This window comes from Yoonia vestfoldensis, assembly GCF_002158905.1.
GTDB classification, from domain to species: Bacteria; Pseudomonadota; Alphaproteobacteria; order Rhodobacterales; family Rhodobacteraceae; genus Yoonia; species Yoonia vestfoldensis_B.
The window spans coordinates 3,654,919-3,671,000 of sequence record NZ_CP021431.1; the positions used below are offsets into that span (position 1 = coordinate 3,654,919).

Consider the following 16,082-nt stretch of genomic DNA (forward strand, 5'->3'; position numbering starts at 1 on the left):
CTGTATCGTTTGATTTACATTGACATATGTAAACTAAATTAGACAGTATGGAAGTGAGATAGGATGCCCGTATGAAAATCGCCGACCGGATCGAAGCCACCATGACCGCTGCCATCGCGCAGGGGCAGGGCGGCATGGCGCCGCCAAAACTGGCGGCGGCGTTGAATTACGCGGTCACGCCGGGTGGTGCGCGGATCAGGCCGACGATTCTGATGAGCGTGGCAATGGCCTGTGGCGATGACCGTCCGGCGCTGACCAATGCGGCGGCGACAGCACTCGAACTGGTGCATTGCGCCAGCCTTGTGCATGACGATCTGCCTTGTTTCGACGATGCCGATCTGCGTCGGGGCAAGCCCGCGCTGCACCGCGCCTTTTCGGAACCCTTGGCCGTCTTGGCGGGCGATAGCCTGATTATCATGGGGTTTCATGTGCTGGCCCGCGCCGCGGGTGACGCACCTGCACGCGCGATCACGCTGCTGGATATTCTGGGCACGCGCACGGGTATGCCCTTTGGCATCTGCGCCGGGCAAGGCTGGGAAAGCGAAAGCCAGATTGATTTATCCGCCTATCATCAGGCGAAAACCGGGGCTTTGTTCATCGCGGCAACCCAGATGGGGGCCGTGGCCGCAGGGCAAGAACCCGAACCCTGGGCCGAGCTTGGCGCCCGGATTGGCGAGGCGTTTCAGGTCGCCGATGACCTGCGTGATGCGCTTTGCGATGATGCCACATTGGGCAAACCTGCCGGTCAGGACGATCTGCACGGGCGGCCCAATGCGGTGGCTGTCTATGGCGTGCAAGGCGCGGTCAAGCGGTTTGACGATATCCTTGGCGGTGCGATTTCATCGATTCCCGCCTGCCCGGGCGAGGCGGCGCTGGCCCAGATGGTACGCGCCTATGCCGATAAACTGGTGCCTGCGGGCGCGCGCGACCGCCGGACCGTGCCGGGCGAATAATGGCGGATGCGGCTGTCAGCGTGCCGGTATCCGGACCTGAGTGCGATCGCCAGAATGCGTCGCGCCTGACGCGGCTGCTGGCCGCGCCTTCCTTTCAGAAATGGGCCGCGCGCTTTCCGCTGACCCGCCGGTTTGTCCGGTCCGAGGGTGCGGCGATGTTCGATCTTGTCGCCGGGTTCTGCCATTCACAGGTGCTTTATGCGTTGGTGGCGCTGGACATCCCCAAGGCGCTGTTGGCGCATGAATTATCCCTGTCCGTCTTGGCGCAGCAAGGGCGGATGCCGCCCGAGCGGATGGCGGTTCTGTTATCGGCAGCCATGGCGCTGGGCCTGCTGAAACAGCGCAAATCCGGCCTTTATGCGCTGACGACGCGCGGCGCGGCGCTTGCCGGGGTGCCCGGTCTGGCGGGGATGATCATGCATCACGACGTGCTGTATCGTGATCTGTCCGACCCCGTGGCGTTCTTTCGCGGTGAGGTGGATACAGAGCTGGCGGCGTTCTGGCCCTATGTGTTCGGCGCAGGTGCCGCGACAGACCCGGCCAATGCGGCCCGATATTCGCAGCTGATGGCCGATAGCCAGCGGCTGGTCGCCGATGACACGCTGGCGGCGGTCGATTTTCGCGGTGTGGCGCGGTTGATGGATGTGGGCGGTGGCTCTGGTGCCTTTCTGGCCGCGGTGGGGGCGGCCTATCCCGGGCTTGGGATGACCCTGTTCGATCTGCCCGCCGTTGTGCCTGCCGCGCAGGACAGGTTCGCCGCCGCAGGGATGGCAGATCGGGTGCAGATCGTGCCCGGATCTTTCCGCGACCAGCCGCTGCCGCGGGGGGCCGATATGATCAGCCTTGTCCGTGTGCTTTATGATCACAGCGACGATACCGTGGTGGATTTGCTGGCCGCCGCCCATGCCGCGCTGCCGCCTGGCGGGCGCATCGTGATTTCTGAACCGATGACCGGCGGCGCTGTCCCGCATCGCGCGGGGGATGCCTATTTCGCGCTCTATTGCATGGCGATGCGCACTGGCCGCGCGCGGTCGGCCGACCGGATTGCCACGCTTTTGCAGCTGGCCGGATTCAGCAACCTGCGCCTGCCAAGGCCCGCGCGCCCCTTTATCACCTCTGTCGTCGAAGGTGTCAGGTAGGGTTTACACTAGGGGTGTCTAAAAGAATTGACACTGCGCATCAAAAAGATACACTCAACCCAAGAGGACGCGCGGCTGCCAGGTCAGAATGACCGCCATGCACCGCAGGAGAGAATACTTGGAAACAAGGGCCGTCATATTATCAGCGCCCCGCAAGCTGGGGCTAGAGACGGTGGGAATCAAACCCCCCGCGCGCGACGATCTTGTCGTCCAGATCCGTCATTCGGGCATTTCGACCGGCACTGAAAAATTGTTCTGGTCCGGTGACATGCCGCCTTTCCCCGGCATGGGGTATCCGTTGATCCCCGGCTATGAGGCCGCAGGCGAGGTGGTCGAGGCTGGCCCCGACAGCGGCTATCGCATCGGCGAACATGTCTTTGTCCCCGGTGCCAATTGCTATGAAGGGGCGTTTGGCCTTTTCGGTGCGGCGGCGCAGACCATCGTGACCAAAGCATCGCGTGTGACACGGATTGATCGCGGTCTTGGGGCGGGTGGCGCATTGCTGGCGCTGGCTGCCACCGCGCGGCATGCGATGGCCGGGCCGCATAAATCCGTGCCTGACCTGATCATCGGCCATGGCGTTCTGGGTCGCTTGCTGGCGCGGCTGACCATCGCTGCGGGCGCGCCTGCGCCGACCGTCTGGGAGGTGGACCCGCAACGCATGACCGGCGCGCAGGGCTATCAGGTCACGACACCTGACGCCGATACGCGCCGGGATTATGCGTCGATCTATGATGCCTCTGGCCGGGGCGATCTGCTGAATGATTGGATCGGCCGCATCGCCAAGGGCGGTGAAATCGTGCTGGCCGGTTTCTATACCGCGCCGCTGCAATTCGCCTTTCCGCCCGCTTTCATGAAAGAGGCCCGTTTGCGCATCAGCGCCGAATGGACCGCCGACGATATGACCGCCACCCGCGCGCTGGTTGAAAACGGCACGTTGCGGCTGGGCGATCTGATCACCCACCAACAAGCCGCCGAAACCGCGCCTGCCGCCTATGAAACGGCCTTCAGCGATCCGGCCTGCCTGAAAATGATTTTGAACTGGGGAACCGCATGAAAGATGAAATTCCGAACCTGAAGGATTTCGATCAGCGCCTGCGCGATGAAGCCCATGAGGAACCAAGCCTCGAGGTGCCCAGCGGCCCGCCCACATCGAAAACCCAGATCATCGCGATCTATGGCAAAGGCGGGATCGGCAAGTCGTTCACGCTGGCCAACCTGTCCCATATGATGGCCGAAATGGGCAAGCGCGTGCTGTTGATCGGCTGCGACCCCAAATCCGACACCACCAGCCTGTTGTTCGGCGGCAAGGCCTGCCCGACGATTATCGAGACATCCGCCAAGAAGAAACTGGCGGGCGAAGAAGTCGCCATCGGTGATGTCTGTTTCAAGCGCGGCGGCGTGTTTGCAATGGAACTTGGCGGGCCAGAGGTTGGCCGTGGCTGCGGTGGACGCGGCATTATCCACGGGTTTGAATTGCTGGAAAAGCTGGGGTTCCATGATTGGGACTTTGATTATGTCCTGCTGGATTTTCTTGGCGACGTGGTCTGCGGCGGTTTCGGCCTGCCGATTGCGCGCGACATGGCGCAAAAGGTGATCCTGGTCGCCTCCAACGATCTGCAATCGCTCTACGTCGCCAATAATGTCTGTTCGGCGGTGGAATATTTCCGCAAGCTGGGGGGCAATGTCGGTGTCGCCGGTCTGGTCATCAACAAGGATGACGGCACCGGAGAGGCGCAGGCCTTTGCCGAAGCTGTGAAAATCCCCGTTCTGGCGGCGATCCCGCAGAATGACGATCTGCGCAAGAAATCGGCCAATTACCAGATTGTCGGCAGCTATGACAGCGAATGGGGCCCGATGTTCGCAGGTCTTGCCGAGGCTGTCGGCATCGCGCCCCCCGTGCGCCCGACCCCGCTGGATCAGGACGGTCTGCTGGGCCTGTTCGACGCCAAGGATACCGGCGGCGATTACAAGCTGGTCCCCGCCACCGATATGGATATGCGCGGCAAGAATGCAGCGCCCAAAGCGACGTTGGAAGTGATCTATGATGACGCTTGATCACGAATCCAAAGGCTATGAAGTCGGTTACGACGCGGCGGGCAATGTCCGCATCATCGAAGGCGAGCCTGTTGCGGCCTCCCCCGAGGTTGCGCAGACGGCCTTGGCTGGTGGCTGTTCTTCGGGTGGCACGATGAAGGATGCGGCGCGCGCTGCGGGCAAATCCGAGATTCTGGACCAATATGCCAAGGATTATCCGCAAGGACCCCATGACCAGCCACAATCCATGTGTCCGGCATTCGGGTCTTTGCGCGTGGGCCTGCGCATGAAACGTGTCGCGACGATCCTGTCGGGGTCGGCCTGCTGCGTTTACGGGTTGACCTTCGTGTCGCATTTCTATGGCGCGCGCCGGTCGGTCGGCTATGTGCCGTTCAATTCCGAAACTTTGGTCACCGGCAAGCTGTTCGAGGATATCCGCGAAAGCGTGCATGATATGGCCGATCCCGACCGCTATGACGCGATCGTGGTGACCAATCTATGCGTGCCGACCGCATCTGGCGTGCCTTTGCGCCTGCTGCCGCGTGAAATCAACGGCGTGCGCATTGTCGGCATCGACGTGCCCGGTTTTGGGATCCCGACCCATGCCGAGGCCAAGGATGTGCTGGCCGGTGCGATGCTGGCCTATGCCCGTGAAGAGATCAAGGCAGGCCCCGTTGCCCGCCCTGTCGGCGGCAAATCCGCCCGCCCGAGCGTTGCCCTGCTGGGCGAGATGTTCCCCGCCGATCCGATGATGATCGGCGCGATGCTGGCCCCCATGGGTCTGGCCGCTGGTCCCGTCGTGCCGACCCGCGAATGGCGCGAGCTTTACGCCGCCCTTGATTGCGGCGTCGTGGCGGCGATCCATCCTTTCTATACGGCATCCGTGCGCGAATTTCAGGCCGCTGGCCGCAAGGTCGTGGGCTCTGCCCCTGTCGGATACCACGGCACGGCCGCATGGCTGGCCGCGATTGGCGAGGCCTATAACGTGCCTGCCGCGCAGATTGCTGCGGCGCAAAACGCATTTTTACCGGCGATCACCGCCGCGCTGGGTGGCGCGCAGATCAAAGGCACGGTGACCCTGTCAGGCTATGAAGGTTCTGAATTGCTGGTCGCGCGTCTGCTGATCGAAAGCGGCGCGGATGTGCCTTATGTTGGCACTGCCTGTCCGAAAACGCCCTGGTCTGCCGATGATGCCGCCTGGCTGGAAAGCCGCGGTGTGAAGGTGAAATACCGCGCGTCATTGGAAGATGATCTGGCGGCTGTGGATGCGATCAACCCCGATCTGGCGATTGGCACCACACCTGTGGTCCAGCACGCCAAGGAACGCGGGACACCGGCGCTTTATTTCACCAATCTGATTTCGGCACGTCCCTTGATGGGGCCTGCAGGTGCCGGATCATTGGCGCAAGTCGTGAATGCCGCGATTGCGGGCAAGGAAAAGATGGATACGATGCGCGCCTTTTTCGAAGGCGTGGGGCATGGCGATACGGCCGGTGTCTGGGAAGGCGCGCCCAATCTGCGCCCCGATTTCCGCGCGATGCATCAGAAAAAGCTGGATAAGCAGGCGCGTGCGGCTGCGGCGGAACAGATGATATGATGGCGCTTGTGGCATATGTCGCTGGGGGCGCTGCCCCCGCTTCGCCCCCCCGGGATATTTGGGCTCGGAAGATGGGGTGCGCGGCATGCTGATTATGGATCATGATCGGGCTGGTGGCTATTGGGGCGCGGTTTACGCATTTTGTGCCGTCAAGGGTTTGCAGGTCGTCATCGACGGGCCTGTGGGTTGTGAAAACCTGCCGGTGACCTCGGTTCTGCATTATACCGATGGGTTGCCGCCACATGAATTGCCCATCGTCGTGACCGGGCTGGGCGAGACCGAGATGGGCGAAGGCACCGAGGCTGCGATGAAACGCGCCTGGGAAGTGCTTGATCCGGCGCTGCCGGCCGTGGTGGTGACGGGGTCGATTGCCGAGATGATCGGCGGCGGCGTGACCCCGCAAGGCACCAATATCCAGCGGTTCCTGCCGCGCACCATTGACGAGGATCAATGGGAAGCCGCTGACCGCGCGATGACCTGGATTTTCACCGAATTCGGCATGACGAAAGGCCGGATGCCGCCAGAAAAGAAACGGTCCGAGGGCGAGGCGCCGCGCGTCAATATCCTGGGGCCGATGTATGGCGCGTTCAACATGCCATCCGATCTGGCCGAGATCCGCCGTCTGATCGAAGGCATCGGGGCCGAGGTCAATATGGTGATGCCGCTTGGCGCCCATGTGGCCGAGATGCGCAATCTGGTGAATGCGGATGTCAATATCTGCATGTACCGCGAATTTGGCCGTGGTTTGTGCGAGGTATTGGGCAAGCCTTATCTGCAAGCGCCGTTTGGCATTGATTCCACCACGAAATTCCTGCGCAAGCTGGGTGAATTGACGGGGCTGGACCCCGAGCCGTTCATCGAACGCGAGAAACATTCGACCATCAAACCGGTCTGGGATCTGTGGCGGTCTGTCACGCAGGATTTCTTTGCCACCGCGGAATTCGCCATTGTCGCGAATGAAACCTATGCCCGCGGGATCCGGCATTATCTGGAAGGTGATCTGGGCTTTCCCTGCGCCTTTGCCGTGGCGCGCTGTCGCGGCAAGAAGACCAATAATGACGAAGTGCGCGCCTTGATGCATGCCAAGCGCCCGCTGATCGTCATGGGGTCGATCAATGAAAAGATGTATCTGGCCGAAATGAAGGCCGGACACGGGCCAAGCCCCGTGTTCATCCCTGCCAGTTTTCCCGGTGCCGCGATCCGGCGCGCCACGGGCACGCCTTTCATGGGCTATGCCGGTGCGACCTATGTGCTGCAAGAGGTCTGCAACGGCTTGTTCGATGCCTTGTTCCACATTCTGCCCCTGGGCAGTGACATGGATGCAACCGATGCCACGCTGACACCCTTGCGCCGCGATTTCCCTTGGGATGCGGATGCGCAGGCCAAGCTGGACGAGATCGTGGCGACGCACCCGATCCTGACACGCATTTCCGCCGCCAAATCTCTGCGCGATGCCGCAGAGCGGGCGGCGCTCGACGCCGGTAACGACAGGGTCGTGCTGGAGACCGTCGCAACACTGCAACCATCCTTGGGAGGACGCAAATGACCGATTTCACCACAGATGCACCGATGGCACGGGCGCGGCACAGCGCCCCGAAACGCGAATATTACGCGTATTTCGCGCTGATCTTTATGGCAACCCTGCCGCTGGCGATCCTGACCTGGGTGCTGTTCGCGGCGCGCCGGATGGAATTGCCCGAAAACGGCCCTATCGCCAAGGCCTGGACCCAGGCCCGCATCATCACGCCGCATATCTTTAACGCATGAAGATGCGGCACGACATTTGTCCGCAAACGGGCATCAAGACATTCGTCATTCCCCCCCGGGATGACGGATTGGGGCAGAGGACAAGCTTCTGTCGTAACCCGGCCGCGGGGGCTGCGCGGCGTCAGTATTCTATTTTGGAGACAAAACATGGCTGACAAATCCGACCTGTCCTTCACAGGTCTCACTGATGAGCAAGCGCAAGAGCTGCACTCAGTCTATATGAGCGGGTTTACGATCTTCACGATCGTGGCCGTCGTCGCGCATATTCTGACGTACATCAAGCTGCCTTGGTTCAACTGGTAAGAAGAGGAACATAACAGATGGCACAGTTCTACAAGATCTGGCTGGTTTTCGACCCGCGCCGCGTTTTCGTGGCACAGGGCGTTTTCCTGTTCCTGCTGGCAGCGATGATTCACCTCGTCCTGCTGAGCAACGAAAGCACAAACTGGTTCCAGCTCGCCTTTGGCGGTTGATCAGCGCTTTTTGCATAAAATCGCTACGGGCGGGACTTTGATCCGCCCGCGGCAAACAGCGATATCGACGATCACAGGGCGCAGCCGAACGGGGATGCAGGGCCTGTATTACATGGAGTAGGAAGATGGCACAGCTCAGCTTCGAAAGAAAATACCGGGTCCGTGGCGGGACATTGGTAGGCGGAGATCTGTTCGACTTTTGGGTGGGGCCATTTTATGTTGGCTTCTTCGGGGTCACGACGTTCTTTTTCGCCGTCCTTGGGACAATCTTGATATTTTACGGGGCCAGCCAAGGCCCGACATGGAATCCGTGGCTGATCTCGATTGATCCGCCGCCACTGGAATATGGCCTTGGGGCCGCACCGTTGCTGCAAGGCGGATTGTGGCAGATCATCACGATCTGCGCGGTTGGCGCCTTCCTCAGCTGGATGATGCGCGAGGTCGAAATCTGCCGCAAACTGGGCATCGGCTATCATGTGCCTTTTGCTTTCGGTGTTGCGATCTTTGCCTATGTCACGCTGGTGATCATCCGGCCGGTGCTGTTGGGGGCCTGGGGACATGCGTTTCCTTACGGGATCTTCAGCCACCTCGATTGGGTGAATAACGTGGGCTATGCTTATGGCAATTTCCATTACAACCCGGCCCATATGGTCGCGATCAGTTTCTTCTGGATCACGACGCTGGCGCTGGCGCTGCATGGATCGCTGGTCTTGTCGGCGGTCAACCCCGGCAAGGGCAAGACCATCGGCGCGCCTGACCATGAAGACACCTATTTCCGCGATCTGATCGGCTATTCGATCGGGCCACTCGGCATTCACCGTCTGGGCCTGTTCCTGGCGCTGATGGCTGGTTTCTGGAGCGCGGTCTGTATCGTGATATCGGGCACGATCTGGTTCGAGGAATGGATCGTCTGGTGGGATTGGTATTATGAACTGCCTTGGTGGGTAGACCTGTAGGAGGGTATGAAAATGGCTGAATATCAAAATATCTTCACGCAGGTTCAGGTTCAGGGCCCTGCTGAAATGGGGGTCGCTGCTGACGCGGATACGATGCGCGAACGCACCAAGGGGACCCGGTTCTCGACCTTGCTTGGCGTCTTTGGCAATGCCCAGATCGGGCCTGTCCATCTGGGGTCTGCCGGCATGATCGCCGTCATCGGCTTTGCGGCATGGTTCTTCATCATCGGGATGAATTTCTGGGCCGAGGTCGGCTATAGCCCCGGTCTGTTCTTCCGTGACCTGTTCTGGCTGTCGCTGGAACCACCGGGGCCACAATATGGGCTGGGCTTTGCGCCTTTGGCCGAAGGCGGATGGTGGCTGATCGCCAGCTTCTTCTTTCTGGTCGGCTGCTGTGCCTGGTGGCTGCATACCTATCAACGCGCCAAGGCGCTGGGGATGGGGCTGCATGTGGCCTATGCCTTTGCCGCGCTGCTGTGGCTGATCTTTGTGCTGGGTCTGATCCGGCCAATCCTGATGGGATCATGGAGCGAGGCCGTCCCTTACGGTATCTTCTCGCATCTTGATTGGACCAACCTGTTCTCGATCACTTACGGCAACCTGTTCTACAACCCGTTCCACGCGCTTTCGATCGTGTTCCTTTACGGGTCGGTGCTGCTGTTTGCGATGCATGGTGCGACGATCCTTGCGGTCAGCCGTTTCGGCGGCGAGCGTGAGATCGAACAGATCGTGGATCGTGGCACGGCATCGGAACGGGCCGCCTTGTTCTGGCGCTGGACCATGGGCTTTAACGCCACGATGGAAGGTATCCACCGTTGGGCCTGGTGGTTCGCGGTTCTGACGCCACTGACCGGTGGTATCGGGATCCTGCTGTCGGGCACCGTCGTTGACAACTGGTTTGTCTGGGCACAACTCCGTGGCTATGCGCCCCTGAACTGAGGAGAGAGACGATGAAAAAAGACAACATCCTCGACATGAACGACAAAAGCAGGCTGACCGCCGACATCACCTTTCTGATGCTCAAAGGCGCGGGTTATGCGGCGCTGGTCGTGCTGGCGATCTGGTTCTTTATCGCGGCTTTTGCCTTTGTTGGCCGGGCCTTGCCCGAAGAAAGCCGCAGCACGCCCGACCCGATCAACCGGGCGGCACCGATGGAAGATGCCGTCGCTGACTGACATGCCCTTGGATCAGGCATAGCGCGACGCCTTGCCTGATCCTTCGCCGTCGGATCACCTTTCCCTGGTCGGTCCGTCATTGGGGTTTCGACCCCAGTTCCCTTCCTGTTGGCTACAGGAGACTAGCGTCGCAAGCGGGTCACCCCACTTGCGACGCTTTTTTATTGCAAAGGTGACGTCATGACGAACCGCCCTTCCACACCGTTTCTGGACAGTATCGCTGGCCCTGCTGATCTGCGCCGGATGAATGATACCGCGCTGGCCAATCTGGCCGATGATCTGCGCGCCGAGGTGATTTCCGCCGTCTCGGAAACGGGCGGCCATCTGGGGTCGTCTTTGGGTGTGGTCGAGCTGACCGTCGCCATTCACGCGGTGTTCGACACCCCGCGCGACAAGCTGATCTTTGACGTGGGTCATCAATGTTATCCGCATAAGGTGCTGACCGGCCGGCGTGACCGTATCCGCACCTTGCGCCAGGAAGGCGGGTTGTCCGGTTTCACCAAACGCGCCGAAAGCGAATTCGACCCCTTTGGCGCGGCGCATTCCAGCACCTCTATTTCTGCCGCGCTTGGGTTTGCCGTAGGCCGTGATCTGGGCATGCCCACCGGCGATGCGATTGCCGTGATCGGCGATGGGTCGATCAGCGCGGGCATGGCCTATGAGGCGATGAACAATGCAGGGTCCGAAGGTCGCCGCCTGTTCGTGATCCTCAACGACAATGAAATGTCCATCGCCCCGCCGGTGGGTGCGATGTCGAAATATCTATCGGGGCTTTATGCCTCGCCCTTGGGTGATCTGCACAAGATGGCCGAAGGGTTCGAATCCGTGCTGCCCGGCCCGATCCGCGACCATGCCCGCCGCGCGCGGCAATTGGTGACGGGCGTGCAATCTGGCAATGCGGGGACCTTGTTCGAAAGCCTTGGCTTTTCCTATATCGGCCCAATTGATGGCCATGACATGACCCAGCTTTTGCCGGTGCTGCGCGCGGCCAAGACCCGCGCCACAGGCCCCGTGCTGATCCATGTCTGCACCAAGAAAGGCAAAGGCTATGCCCCCGCCGAACAAAGCGCCGACAAATACCACGGCGTGTCGAAATTCAATGTCGCCAGTGGCGAACAGGCCAAATCGCGCCCCAATGCCCCGAGCTATACCAAGGTCTTTGGCACCGCGCTGACGGTCGAGGCGCAGCATGATCCGCGCATCGTTGCCGTCACCGCCGCGATGCCCAATGGCACCGGCGTCGATATCATGGGCCAGCGTTTTGGCAGCCGTGTGTTTGATGTCGGTATCGCTGAACAGCATGGCGTGACCTTTGCCGCAGGCATGGCGGCCAGCGGGCTGAAACCCTTCTGCGCGATCTATTCGACGTTTCTGCAACGCGGTTATGACCAGATCGTGCATGATGTGGCCTTGCAGAACCTGCCGGTGCGCTTTGCCATCGACCGTGCCGGGCTGGTCGGTGCCGATGGGCCGACCCATGCGGGGTCGTTCGATATCGGCTATCTGGCCGCCTTGCCCAATATGGTGGTCATGGCCGCAGGCGATGAATTGGAATTGATGCATATGGTGCGCACCGCCGCCGCCTATGATGCGGGGCCTATCGCGTTTCGTTATCCGCGCGGCGAAGGCGTGGGGATGGAATTGCCCGAACGCGGCGAGATCATCGAGATCGGCAAGGGCCGGATCGTGCAGGAAGGCAGCGATGTCGCGATCCTGTCCCTTGGCGCGCATCTGGACGAATGCCGCAAGGCCGCCCGCCAGCTAGAGGCGCAGGGCGTTTCGGTCACTATCGCGGACGCCCGTTTCGCCAAGCCGCTGGACCGCGCGCTGATCCGGCAATTGCTGCGCCATCACAAGGCGCTGGTCACCGTCGAACAGGGCGCGCAGGGTGGTTTCGGGGCGATGGTGCTGCATGATCTGGCCAATGACGGGCTGCTGGACGGGCGCTGTCAGGTCCGCACGATGACGCTGCCTGATCGCTATATCGACCATGCCGCCCCCGATGTGATGTATGCAGAGGCCGGGCTGACCGCCGTTGATATCGCCGCCACGGCGATGCAGGCGGCCAATATCGGTCTGCGCAGGGTCCAGTCGCCGGTGGCGGATCAGGGCTGACCGGACAGAGGCGGCGGGCCTGAATGGCCCGTCTGACATGGATGGCCCGTCTTACTTGCCCTTGAACTGGACATCGTAAAGCTGCTTGAACTTGCCGCCCGTTTTCAGCAGGTCGTCGATCCTACCGCGCTCGATGATCTGTCCGTCCTCAAGATAGCAGATTTCATCCGCGTTCATCACGGTCGACAGCCGATGCGCGATCACGATTGTCGTCACACCGCGGGTGATGGATTCGAGCGCGTCGCGCACCAAAGCCTCGGAATGGCTGTCCAGCGCGCTGGTCGCCTCGTCCAGCAGCAGGATCGGTGCCTGCCGCAGGACGGCGCGGGCAATGGACAGGCGCTGGCGCTGGCCACCCGACAGGAATGACCCGTTCTCGCCGATCACCGTATCATAGCCCTCGGCCAGCTTTTCGATGAATTCATGCGCATGGGCCACCTTGGCGGCGGCGATAGCCTCGTCTTTGGTGGCCCCCTCGCGGGCCAGCAGCAGGTTGTCCATGACCGTCCCCGCAAAGAGGAACGTATCCTGCCCGACGAAAGCGATATTCGCGCGCAAAGATGTAAATGTCGCGGAGCGGATATCCTGCCCGTCGATCAGCACATTGCCTTCGGTCGGGTCATAGAGCCGCAAAAGCAGGTTCAGCAGCGTCGATTTCCCCCCGCCCGAAGGGCCGACAAGCGCCGTGGTCTTGCCGGGCTGAAACGCCATGTTCACCGAACGCAGCACCTGTTCGTTATCGCCATAGGCAAAGCTGACATCCGATAATTCAACCGCCCCCGGCCCCACGACAAGCGGCACGGCATCGGGGTCTTCCAGCATCGTCTGCTTGGTATCCAGCAATTCATACATCATCCGGACGCCGACCATATTGCTTTCGATGACCACCCGCATTTTCGACAGACGCATCGCGGGTTCATAAGACATCAGGAAAGCGGTCACAAAAGACATCAGCTGCCCGGCTGTGCCGGGTGCGCGGCCAAACAGATCAACCGCGCTGAGCATCACGATCGACGCAATCGCCAGACCGGCCACGATATCCAGCAAGGGCATTGTCGCGGATTGCAATTGCACGATCCGGTTGTTGCGGTCCTCGACCTGGCGGACTGCGGCCTCCATCCGGGTGGCCATGCTGGGTTCCAGCCCAAAGGCCTTGACCACCCGCGCGCCCAGCGAGGTTTCCTGCACCACCCGGATAATCTCGCCCAGACCGGCCATTTCCTGTTTCATGACATCCTGCACCAGCCGCAGGATGCGCTGCACCCCATAGACGACGATGGGCGCAACAACGAGACTGACCAGCGACAGCACCGGCTGTTGATAGACCATCACGGCCACCAGCCCGATCAGCGTCAGGAAATCGCGGATGAACCCGGCAACAATCGTATCGATGATGGCGCGGGCGGATTGCGCGCTTTGCGTGACCTTCAACAACAGGTCGGATGAGGCATTGCTGTTGAAAAACGCCACCCCCTGACCCAGCATCCGGTGGTAGATCTGCATTTGTTTCTGCGCGACGATCCGGTTGCCGGCACGCGCCATCAGCACGGCCTGCACATACATCGCCACCCCGCGAAAGGCGAAAACCAGCGCCACGCCCGCGCCCACCGCGATCACCCGACCCCGGTTGTCGGGCGTCGACAAGGCATCAATGATCTGGCCCATCATCCAGGCCGTCGCCGCCGTCGCCCCTGCGACCAGCACCATTGCGCCGGCCGCGGCCATATATTTCCAGCGATGTTCGTGAAAGCTTTCCAGCAACAGCCGCAAGATCAGGCGATCTGCGGGTAAACGGGCAAGCCAACGCTCGTGCCATTTGGTGGGTTGTGCCATCTGCTCACATGTTCTTCATCTGGTTCACAGGGTTCCTAAACCGTTTTACGGATTTATGCGATAGCCCTGCCAAGAACTTCTTGGTGACCCCGGCAGGATTCGAACCTGCAACCTGCCCCTTAGGAGGTAGCAGCACCCTGCTCAAAATAAGGAAATAGCCGCAAAAACACTGCCCCTAAATCTCCGTAAAACGGCGCTTGTACAGGGTTTGTTCGCAAATGCAGGTTCAGTGAACTAAAGAGCAAACCCCATGTGCGCGAGGTCGGTGGCAGTCGGTGGCAGTCGGTGGGGTTAGGGGGAAATCGATGGGTTGAACCGCTGCGCGCTTCGATGTGAACAATGCAGCCTCCGCGCAACCTATTGATTTCCGTGTAGTGCACGCTTTTTGTTTGAGCCTCAAGCGTCGTTTTCACCATCTGTTCACGTCCTCGCAGGTTCAATGAACCCGTGCACGCTTCCTTGATTTGCCTCTCAGTCGCTTTCTATCAGTTCAAGCAGCTGATCCGGTAAAGGTCGCTGAAGCCCGCGCGCATCCGACCACGGCTGTGACAGCCATGCATCGAGCTCATACGCATCAGTCAAGATCACGGGCATCGCTTTCGGATGGATCGGCGCAACGACGCCATTTGGTTCGCAGGTCATAAAGGCAAACAGGTCATCGGTGGTTTCACCGTCTTTCAGCTTCCGGATGCTGCGCCATTCCGGAACCCAGATCCCTGCGAAGAAAGCAGGCTGATCGGCCGTCAGGCGAAACCAAGAATTGCCTGCTCCCTTACCAGAGCGCGGTTCAGCGAATCGATCCAACGGCACAAGGCAACGATTCTGCGGGCCAAGCCAGCGCCTCCAGTGCGGTGAGCCGGTGTTGCGGACATTGGTGACGCCTCGGTCGATCCCGCTTTTGCTGTGGAACTGAGGCGGGGATGACAGGCCCCAGCGCGCCTTTCGCAGGACGTGGCCCTGTCCAGCCCGTGTGATGATAGGAGCGAGGCGATCGGGGTAGACATCGCCGCTCTCGATGTTGCCAGCGCGGTTGTCCAGGTCATTGAAGATCTGGCGCATCGCTTCGACTGCCGTCGTGTGGTTATAGAGGTTGCACATCGCTCTGCCTGTCACTGCTCTGGCGGAAAGCCTCGCGCGAGTATCTATAGCAGAAACCAAAAGCCGCTGTCTTCGGAGGTTTCGGCCCATCGGCCAAGCTATTGATGTTTGGTCAATAGCGCCCAGCCTAAAAGGGGGATGTTCATCGTCTGGCCACAGATATCAGCTTCAAACAGGTTCTGCGGCAAAAGAGGGAACTGCCTCGAGCGCTTGGCAAATGGCGTCGCCTGATCCGTAGTTGTGCGTACTAGAAGACCTAGCAGGGAAAAGCTTCCTGCATCGACTGAAGGAGCAAACCACGAGCCGACTCGTGTCTGATCTGAGGGTTTTTCGCCATATATTGGATTGCAACATCGACAATTTGGCCCCGCTCCACTGTTTCAGGGACGCAGATACCGAGTAACTCGTTAGAAGCCTGATCGACCTCAGCGGCCGTGCCTTCACGCATGGCCTGAAACATGATTGCACCAGCGCCAAGCTTGATGCCTTCAAACGCTCCACCAATATATCCAATGCAATAACCATATCGCAGATCGACAACGTCGCCAGTCGCAGTGCAGGCGCTGTACAGATCGTTTCCAGAAACTGTTTCAGCGAAGCCAATCGTCGGCATGATCGCCAGCACCGCGATGAGTCTTTTCATGCATTGTCTCCATTTGGATATCTGCTGAACTACTGCACTGGCGGAAAAGCCCGATCGATATGCCATCCCATCGAGCCTTTATGCGGGCATTTCTTGCAGCGCATGCTGCGTTCAAGCTCAATGATTGGCATAAACGCCGGGAAGCGCGCAAGCAACTCGTGCGGCGCAACCGAGAACAGATGTCCGCAGGAAGGGCAGCGCACACGCAACACATCGGACGCCTCGAGGTGCGAGACGCGGATCGCGAACTTTAATCCGTGGACATGTGGGCGGTATGGCATGGGCGGAACATAGCA

General features: G+C 60.4%; 16 protein-coding genes. 13 read left to right on the forward strand and 3 right to left on the reverse strand.

The features are described 5' to 3' along the window. Nucleotides 1–71: 71 nt before the first annotated feature. From LOKVESSMR4R_RS18275 to dxs, 13 genes are all read left to right on the forward strand, one after another. On the forward strand, nucleotides 72–953 hold the full coding sequence (locus LOKVESSMR4R_RS18275) for a polyprenyl synthetase family protein (RefSeq protein WP_087211765.1): 882 nt from the start codon (nucleotides 72–74) through the stop codon (nucleotides 951–953). Then, nucleotides 953–2,092: a methyltransferase gene (locus LOKVESSMR4R_RS18280; RefSeq protein ID WP_087211767.1), complete on the forward strand. Its 1,140-nt coding sequence runs from the start codon at nucleotides 953–955 to the stop codon at nucleotides 2,090–2,092. Before LOKVESSMR4R_RS18275 ends, LOKVESSMR4R_RS18280 begins: the two co-directional genes overlap by 1 nt. Before the next feature lie 118 nt (nucleotides 2,093–2,210). Next, on the forward strand, nucleotides 2,211–3,149 hold the full coding sequence (gene bchC, locus LOKVESSMR4R_RS18285; protein ID WP_087211770.1) for a chlorophyll synthesis pathway protein BchC: 939 nt from the start codon (nucleotides 2,211–2,213) through the stop codon (nucleotides 3,147–3,149). Beyond that, nucleotides 3,146–4,150 (forward strand): chlorophyllide a reductase iron protein subunit X, encoded by a 1,005-nt coding sequence (locus LOKVESSMR4R_RS18290; protein ID WP_087211773.1) that lies wholly within the window; start codon nucleotides 3,146–3,148, stop codon nucleotides 4,148–4,150. The genes bchC and LOKVESSMR4R_RS18290 overlap by 4 nt, the downstream gene beginning before the upstream one ends. Next, nucleotides 4,140–5,726 (forward strand): chlorophyllide a reductase subunit Y, encoded by a 1,587-nt coding sequence (gene bchY, locus LOKVESSMR4R_RS18295; protein WP_087213584.1) that lies wholly within the window; start codon nucleotides 4,140–4,142, stop codon nucleotides 5,724–5,726. Before LOKVESSMR4R_RS18290 ends, bchY begins: the two co-directional genes overlap by 11 nt. 85 nt (nucleotides 5,727–5,811) lie before the next feature. After that, complete coding sequence (gene bchZ, locus LOKVESSMR4R_RS18300; RefSeq protein ID WP_087211776.1) at nucleotides 5,812–7,272, forward strand: chlorophyllide a reductase subunit Z; 1,461 nt, start codon at nucleotides 5,812–5,814, stop codon at nucleotides 7,270–7,272. Beyond that, complete coding sequence (gene pufQ, locus LOKVESSMR4R_RS18305) at nucleotides 7,269–7,493, forward strand: cytochrome PufQ (RefSeq protein ID WP_087211779.1); 225 nt, start codon at nucleotides 7,269–7,271, stop codon at nucleotides 7,491–7,493. The genes bchZ and pufQ overlap by 4 nt, the downstream gene beginning before the upstream one ends. 147 nt (nucleotides 7,494–7,640) lie before the next feature. After that, nucleotides 7,641–7,796 carry a light-harvesting antenna LH1, beta subunit gene (gene pufB / locus LOKVESSMR4R_RS18310; protein ID WP_007206413.1) on the forward strand — a complete coding sequence of 52 codons (156 nt, stop codon included), beginning with the start codon at nucleotides 7,641–7,643 and terminating at the stop codon, nucleotides 7,794–7,796. Nucleotides 7,797–7,813: 17 nt separating this feature from the next. Then, entirely contained in the window at nucleotides 7,814–7,966 is a 153-nt protein-coding gene (pufA, locus tag LOKVESSMR4R_RS18315; RefSeq protein WP_087211782.1) for a light-harvesting antenna LH1, alpha subunit, read from the forward strand. 125 nt (nucleotides 7,967–8,091) lie between these two features. Then, nucleotides 8,092–8,922, forward strand: coding sequence for a photosynthetic reaction center subunit L (gene pufL, locus LOKVESSMR4R_RS18320; protein ID WP_087211785.1), 831 nt, complete (start codon nucleotides 8,092–8,094; stop codon nucleotides 8,920–8,922). A 12-nt stretch (nucleotides 8,923–8,934) separates the two neighbouring features. Continuing rightward, complete coding sequence (pufM, locus tag LOKVESSMR4R_RS18325; RefSeq protein WP_087213587.1) at nucleotides 8,935–9,861, forward strand: photosynthetic reaction center subunit M; 927 nt, start codon at nucleotides 8,935–8,937, stop codon at nucleotides 9,859–9,861. A gap of 11 nt (nucleotides 9,862–9,872) precedes the next feature. Next, nucleotides 9,873–10,097: an RC-LH1 core complex protein PufX gene (pufX, locus tag LOKVESSMR4R_RS18330; protein ID WP_087211788.1), complete on the forward strand. Its 225-nt coding sequence runs from the start codon at nucleotides 9,873–9,875 to the stop codon at nucleotides 10,095–10,097. A gap of 180 nt (nucleotides 10,098–10,277) precedes the next feature. Then, nucleotides 10,278–12,212: a 1-deoxy-D-xylulose-5-phosphate synthase gene (dxs, locus tag LOKVESSMR4R_RS18335; protein ID WP_087211791.1), complete on the forward strand. Its 1,935-nt coding sequence runs from the start codon at nucleotides 10,278–10,280 to the stop codon at nucleotides 12,210–12,212. Nucleotides 12,213–12,263: 51 nt separating this feature from the next. Here the strand turns inward: dxs and LOKVESSMR4R_RS18340 are convergent, their stop codons facing one another. From LOKVESSMR4R_RS18340 to LOKVESSMR4R_RS18350, 3 genes are all read right to left on the reverse strand, one after another. Next, complete coding sequence (locus LOKVESSMR4R_RS18340) at nucleotides 12,264–14,045, reverse strand: ABC transporter ATP-binding protein (RefSeq protein ID WP_087211794.1); 1,782 nt, start codon at nucleotides 14,043–14,045, stop codon at nucleotides 12,264–12,266. 471 nt (nucleotides 14,046–14,516) lie between these two features. Continuing rightward, complete coding sequence (locus tag LOKVESSMR4R_RS18345; protein ID WP_087211797.1) at nucleotides 14,517–15,143, reverse strand: SOS response-associated peptidase; 627 nt, start codon at nucleotides 15,141–15,143, stop codon at nucleotides 14,517–14,519. Between the two features lie 256 nt (nucleotides 15,144–15,399). Continuing rightward, on the reverse strand, nucleotides 15,400–15,786 hold the full coding sequence (locus tag LOKVESSMR4R_RS18350) for a Rap1a/Tai family immunity protein (protein WP_087211800.1): 387 nt from the start codon (nucleotides 15,784–15,786) through the stop codon (nucleotides 15,400–15,402). Nucleotides 15,787–16,082: the final 296 nt, after the last annotated feature.

Excerpts from the sequence above, each read along its gene's own strand:
- LOKVESSMR4R_RS18275 (WP_087211765.1), top strand. The coding sequence starts at position 72 with ATGAAAATCGCCGACCGGATCGAAGCCACCATGACCGCTGCCATCGCG.
- LOKVESSMR4R_RS18280 (WP_087211767.1), top strand. The coding sequence starts at position 953 with ATGGCGGATGCGGCTGTCAGCGTGCCGGTATCCGGACCTGAGTGCGAT.
- LOKVESSMR4R_RS18290 (WP_087211773.1), top strand. The coding sequence starts at position 3,146 with ATGAAAGATGAAATTCCGAACCTGAAGGATTTCGATCAGCGCCTGCGC.
- bchY (WP_087213584.1), top strand. The coding sequence starts at position 4,140 with ATGACGCTTGATCACGAATCCAAAGGCTATGAAGTCGGTTACGACGCG.
- bchZ (WP_087211776.1), top strand. The coding sequence starts at position 5,812 with ATGCTGATTATGGATCATGATCGGGCTGGTGGCTATTGGGGCGCGGTT.
- pufQ (WP_087211779.1), top strand. The coding sequence starts at position 7,269 with ATGACCGATTTCACCACAGATGCACCGATGGCACGGGCGCGGCACAGC.
- pufB (WP_007206413.1), top strand. The coding sequence starts at position 7,641 with ATGGCTGACAAATCCGACCTGTCCTTCACAGGTCTCACTGATGAGCAA.
- pufA (WP_087211782.1), top strand. The coding sequence starts at position 7,814 with ATGGCACAGTTCTACAAGATCTGGCTGGTTTTCGACCCGCGCCGCGTT.
- pufL (WP_087211785.1), top strand. The coding sequence starts at position 8,092 with ATGGCACAGCTCAGCTTCGAAAGAAAATACCGGGTCCGTGGCGGGACA.
- pufM (WP_087213587.1), top strand. The coding sequence starts at position 8,935 with ATGGCTGAATATCAAAATATCTTCACGCAGGTTCAGGTTCAGGGCCCT.
- pufX (WP_087211788.1), top strand. The coding sequence starts at position 9,873 with ATGAAAAAAGACAACATCCTCGACATGAACGACAAAAGCAGGCTGACC.
- dxs (WP_087211791.1), top strand. The coding sequence starts at position 10,278 with ATGACGAACCGCCCTTCCACACCGTTTCTGGACAGTATCGCTGGCCCT.
- LOKVESSMR4R_RS18340 (WP_087211794.1), bottom strand. The coding sequence starts at position 14,045 with ATGGCACAACCCACCAAATGGCACGAGCGTTGGCTTGCCCGTTTACCC.
- LOKVESSMR4R_RS18345 (WP_087211797.1), bottom strand. The coding sequence starts at position 15,143 with ATGTGCAACCTCTATAACCACACGACGGCAGTCGAAGCGATGCGCCAG.
- LOKVESSMR4R_RS18350 (WP_087211800.1), bottom strand. The coding sequence starts at position 15,786 with ATGAAAAGACTCATCGCGGTGCTGGCGATCATGCCGACGATTGGCTTC.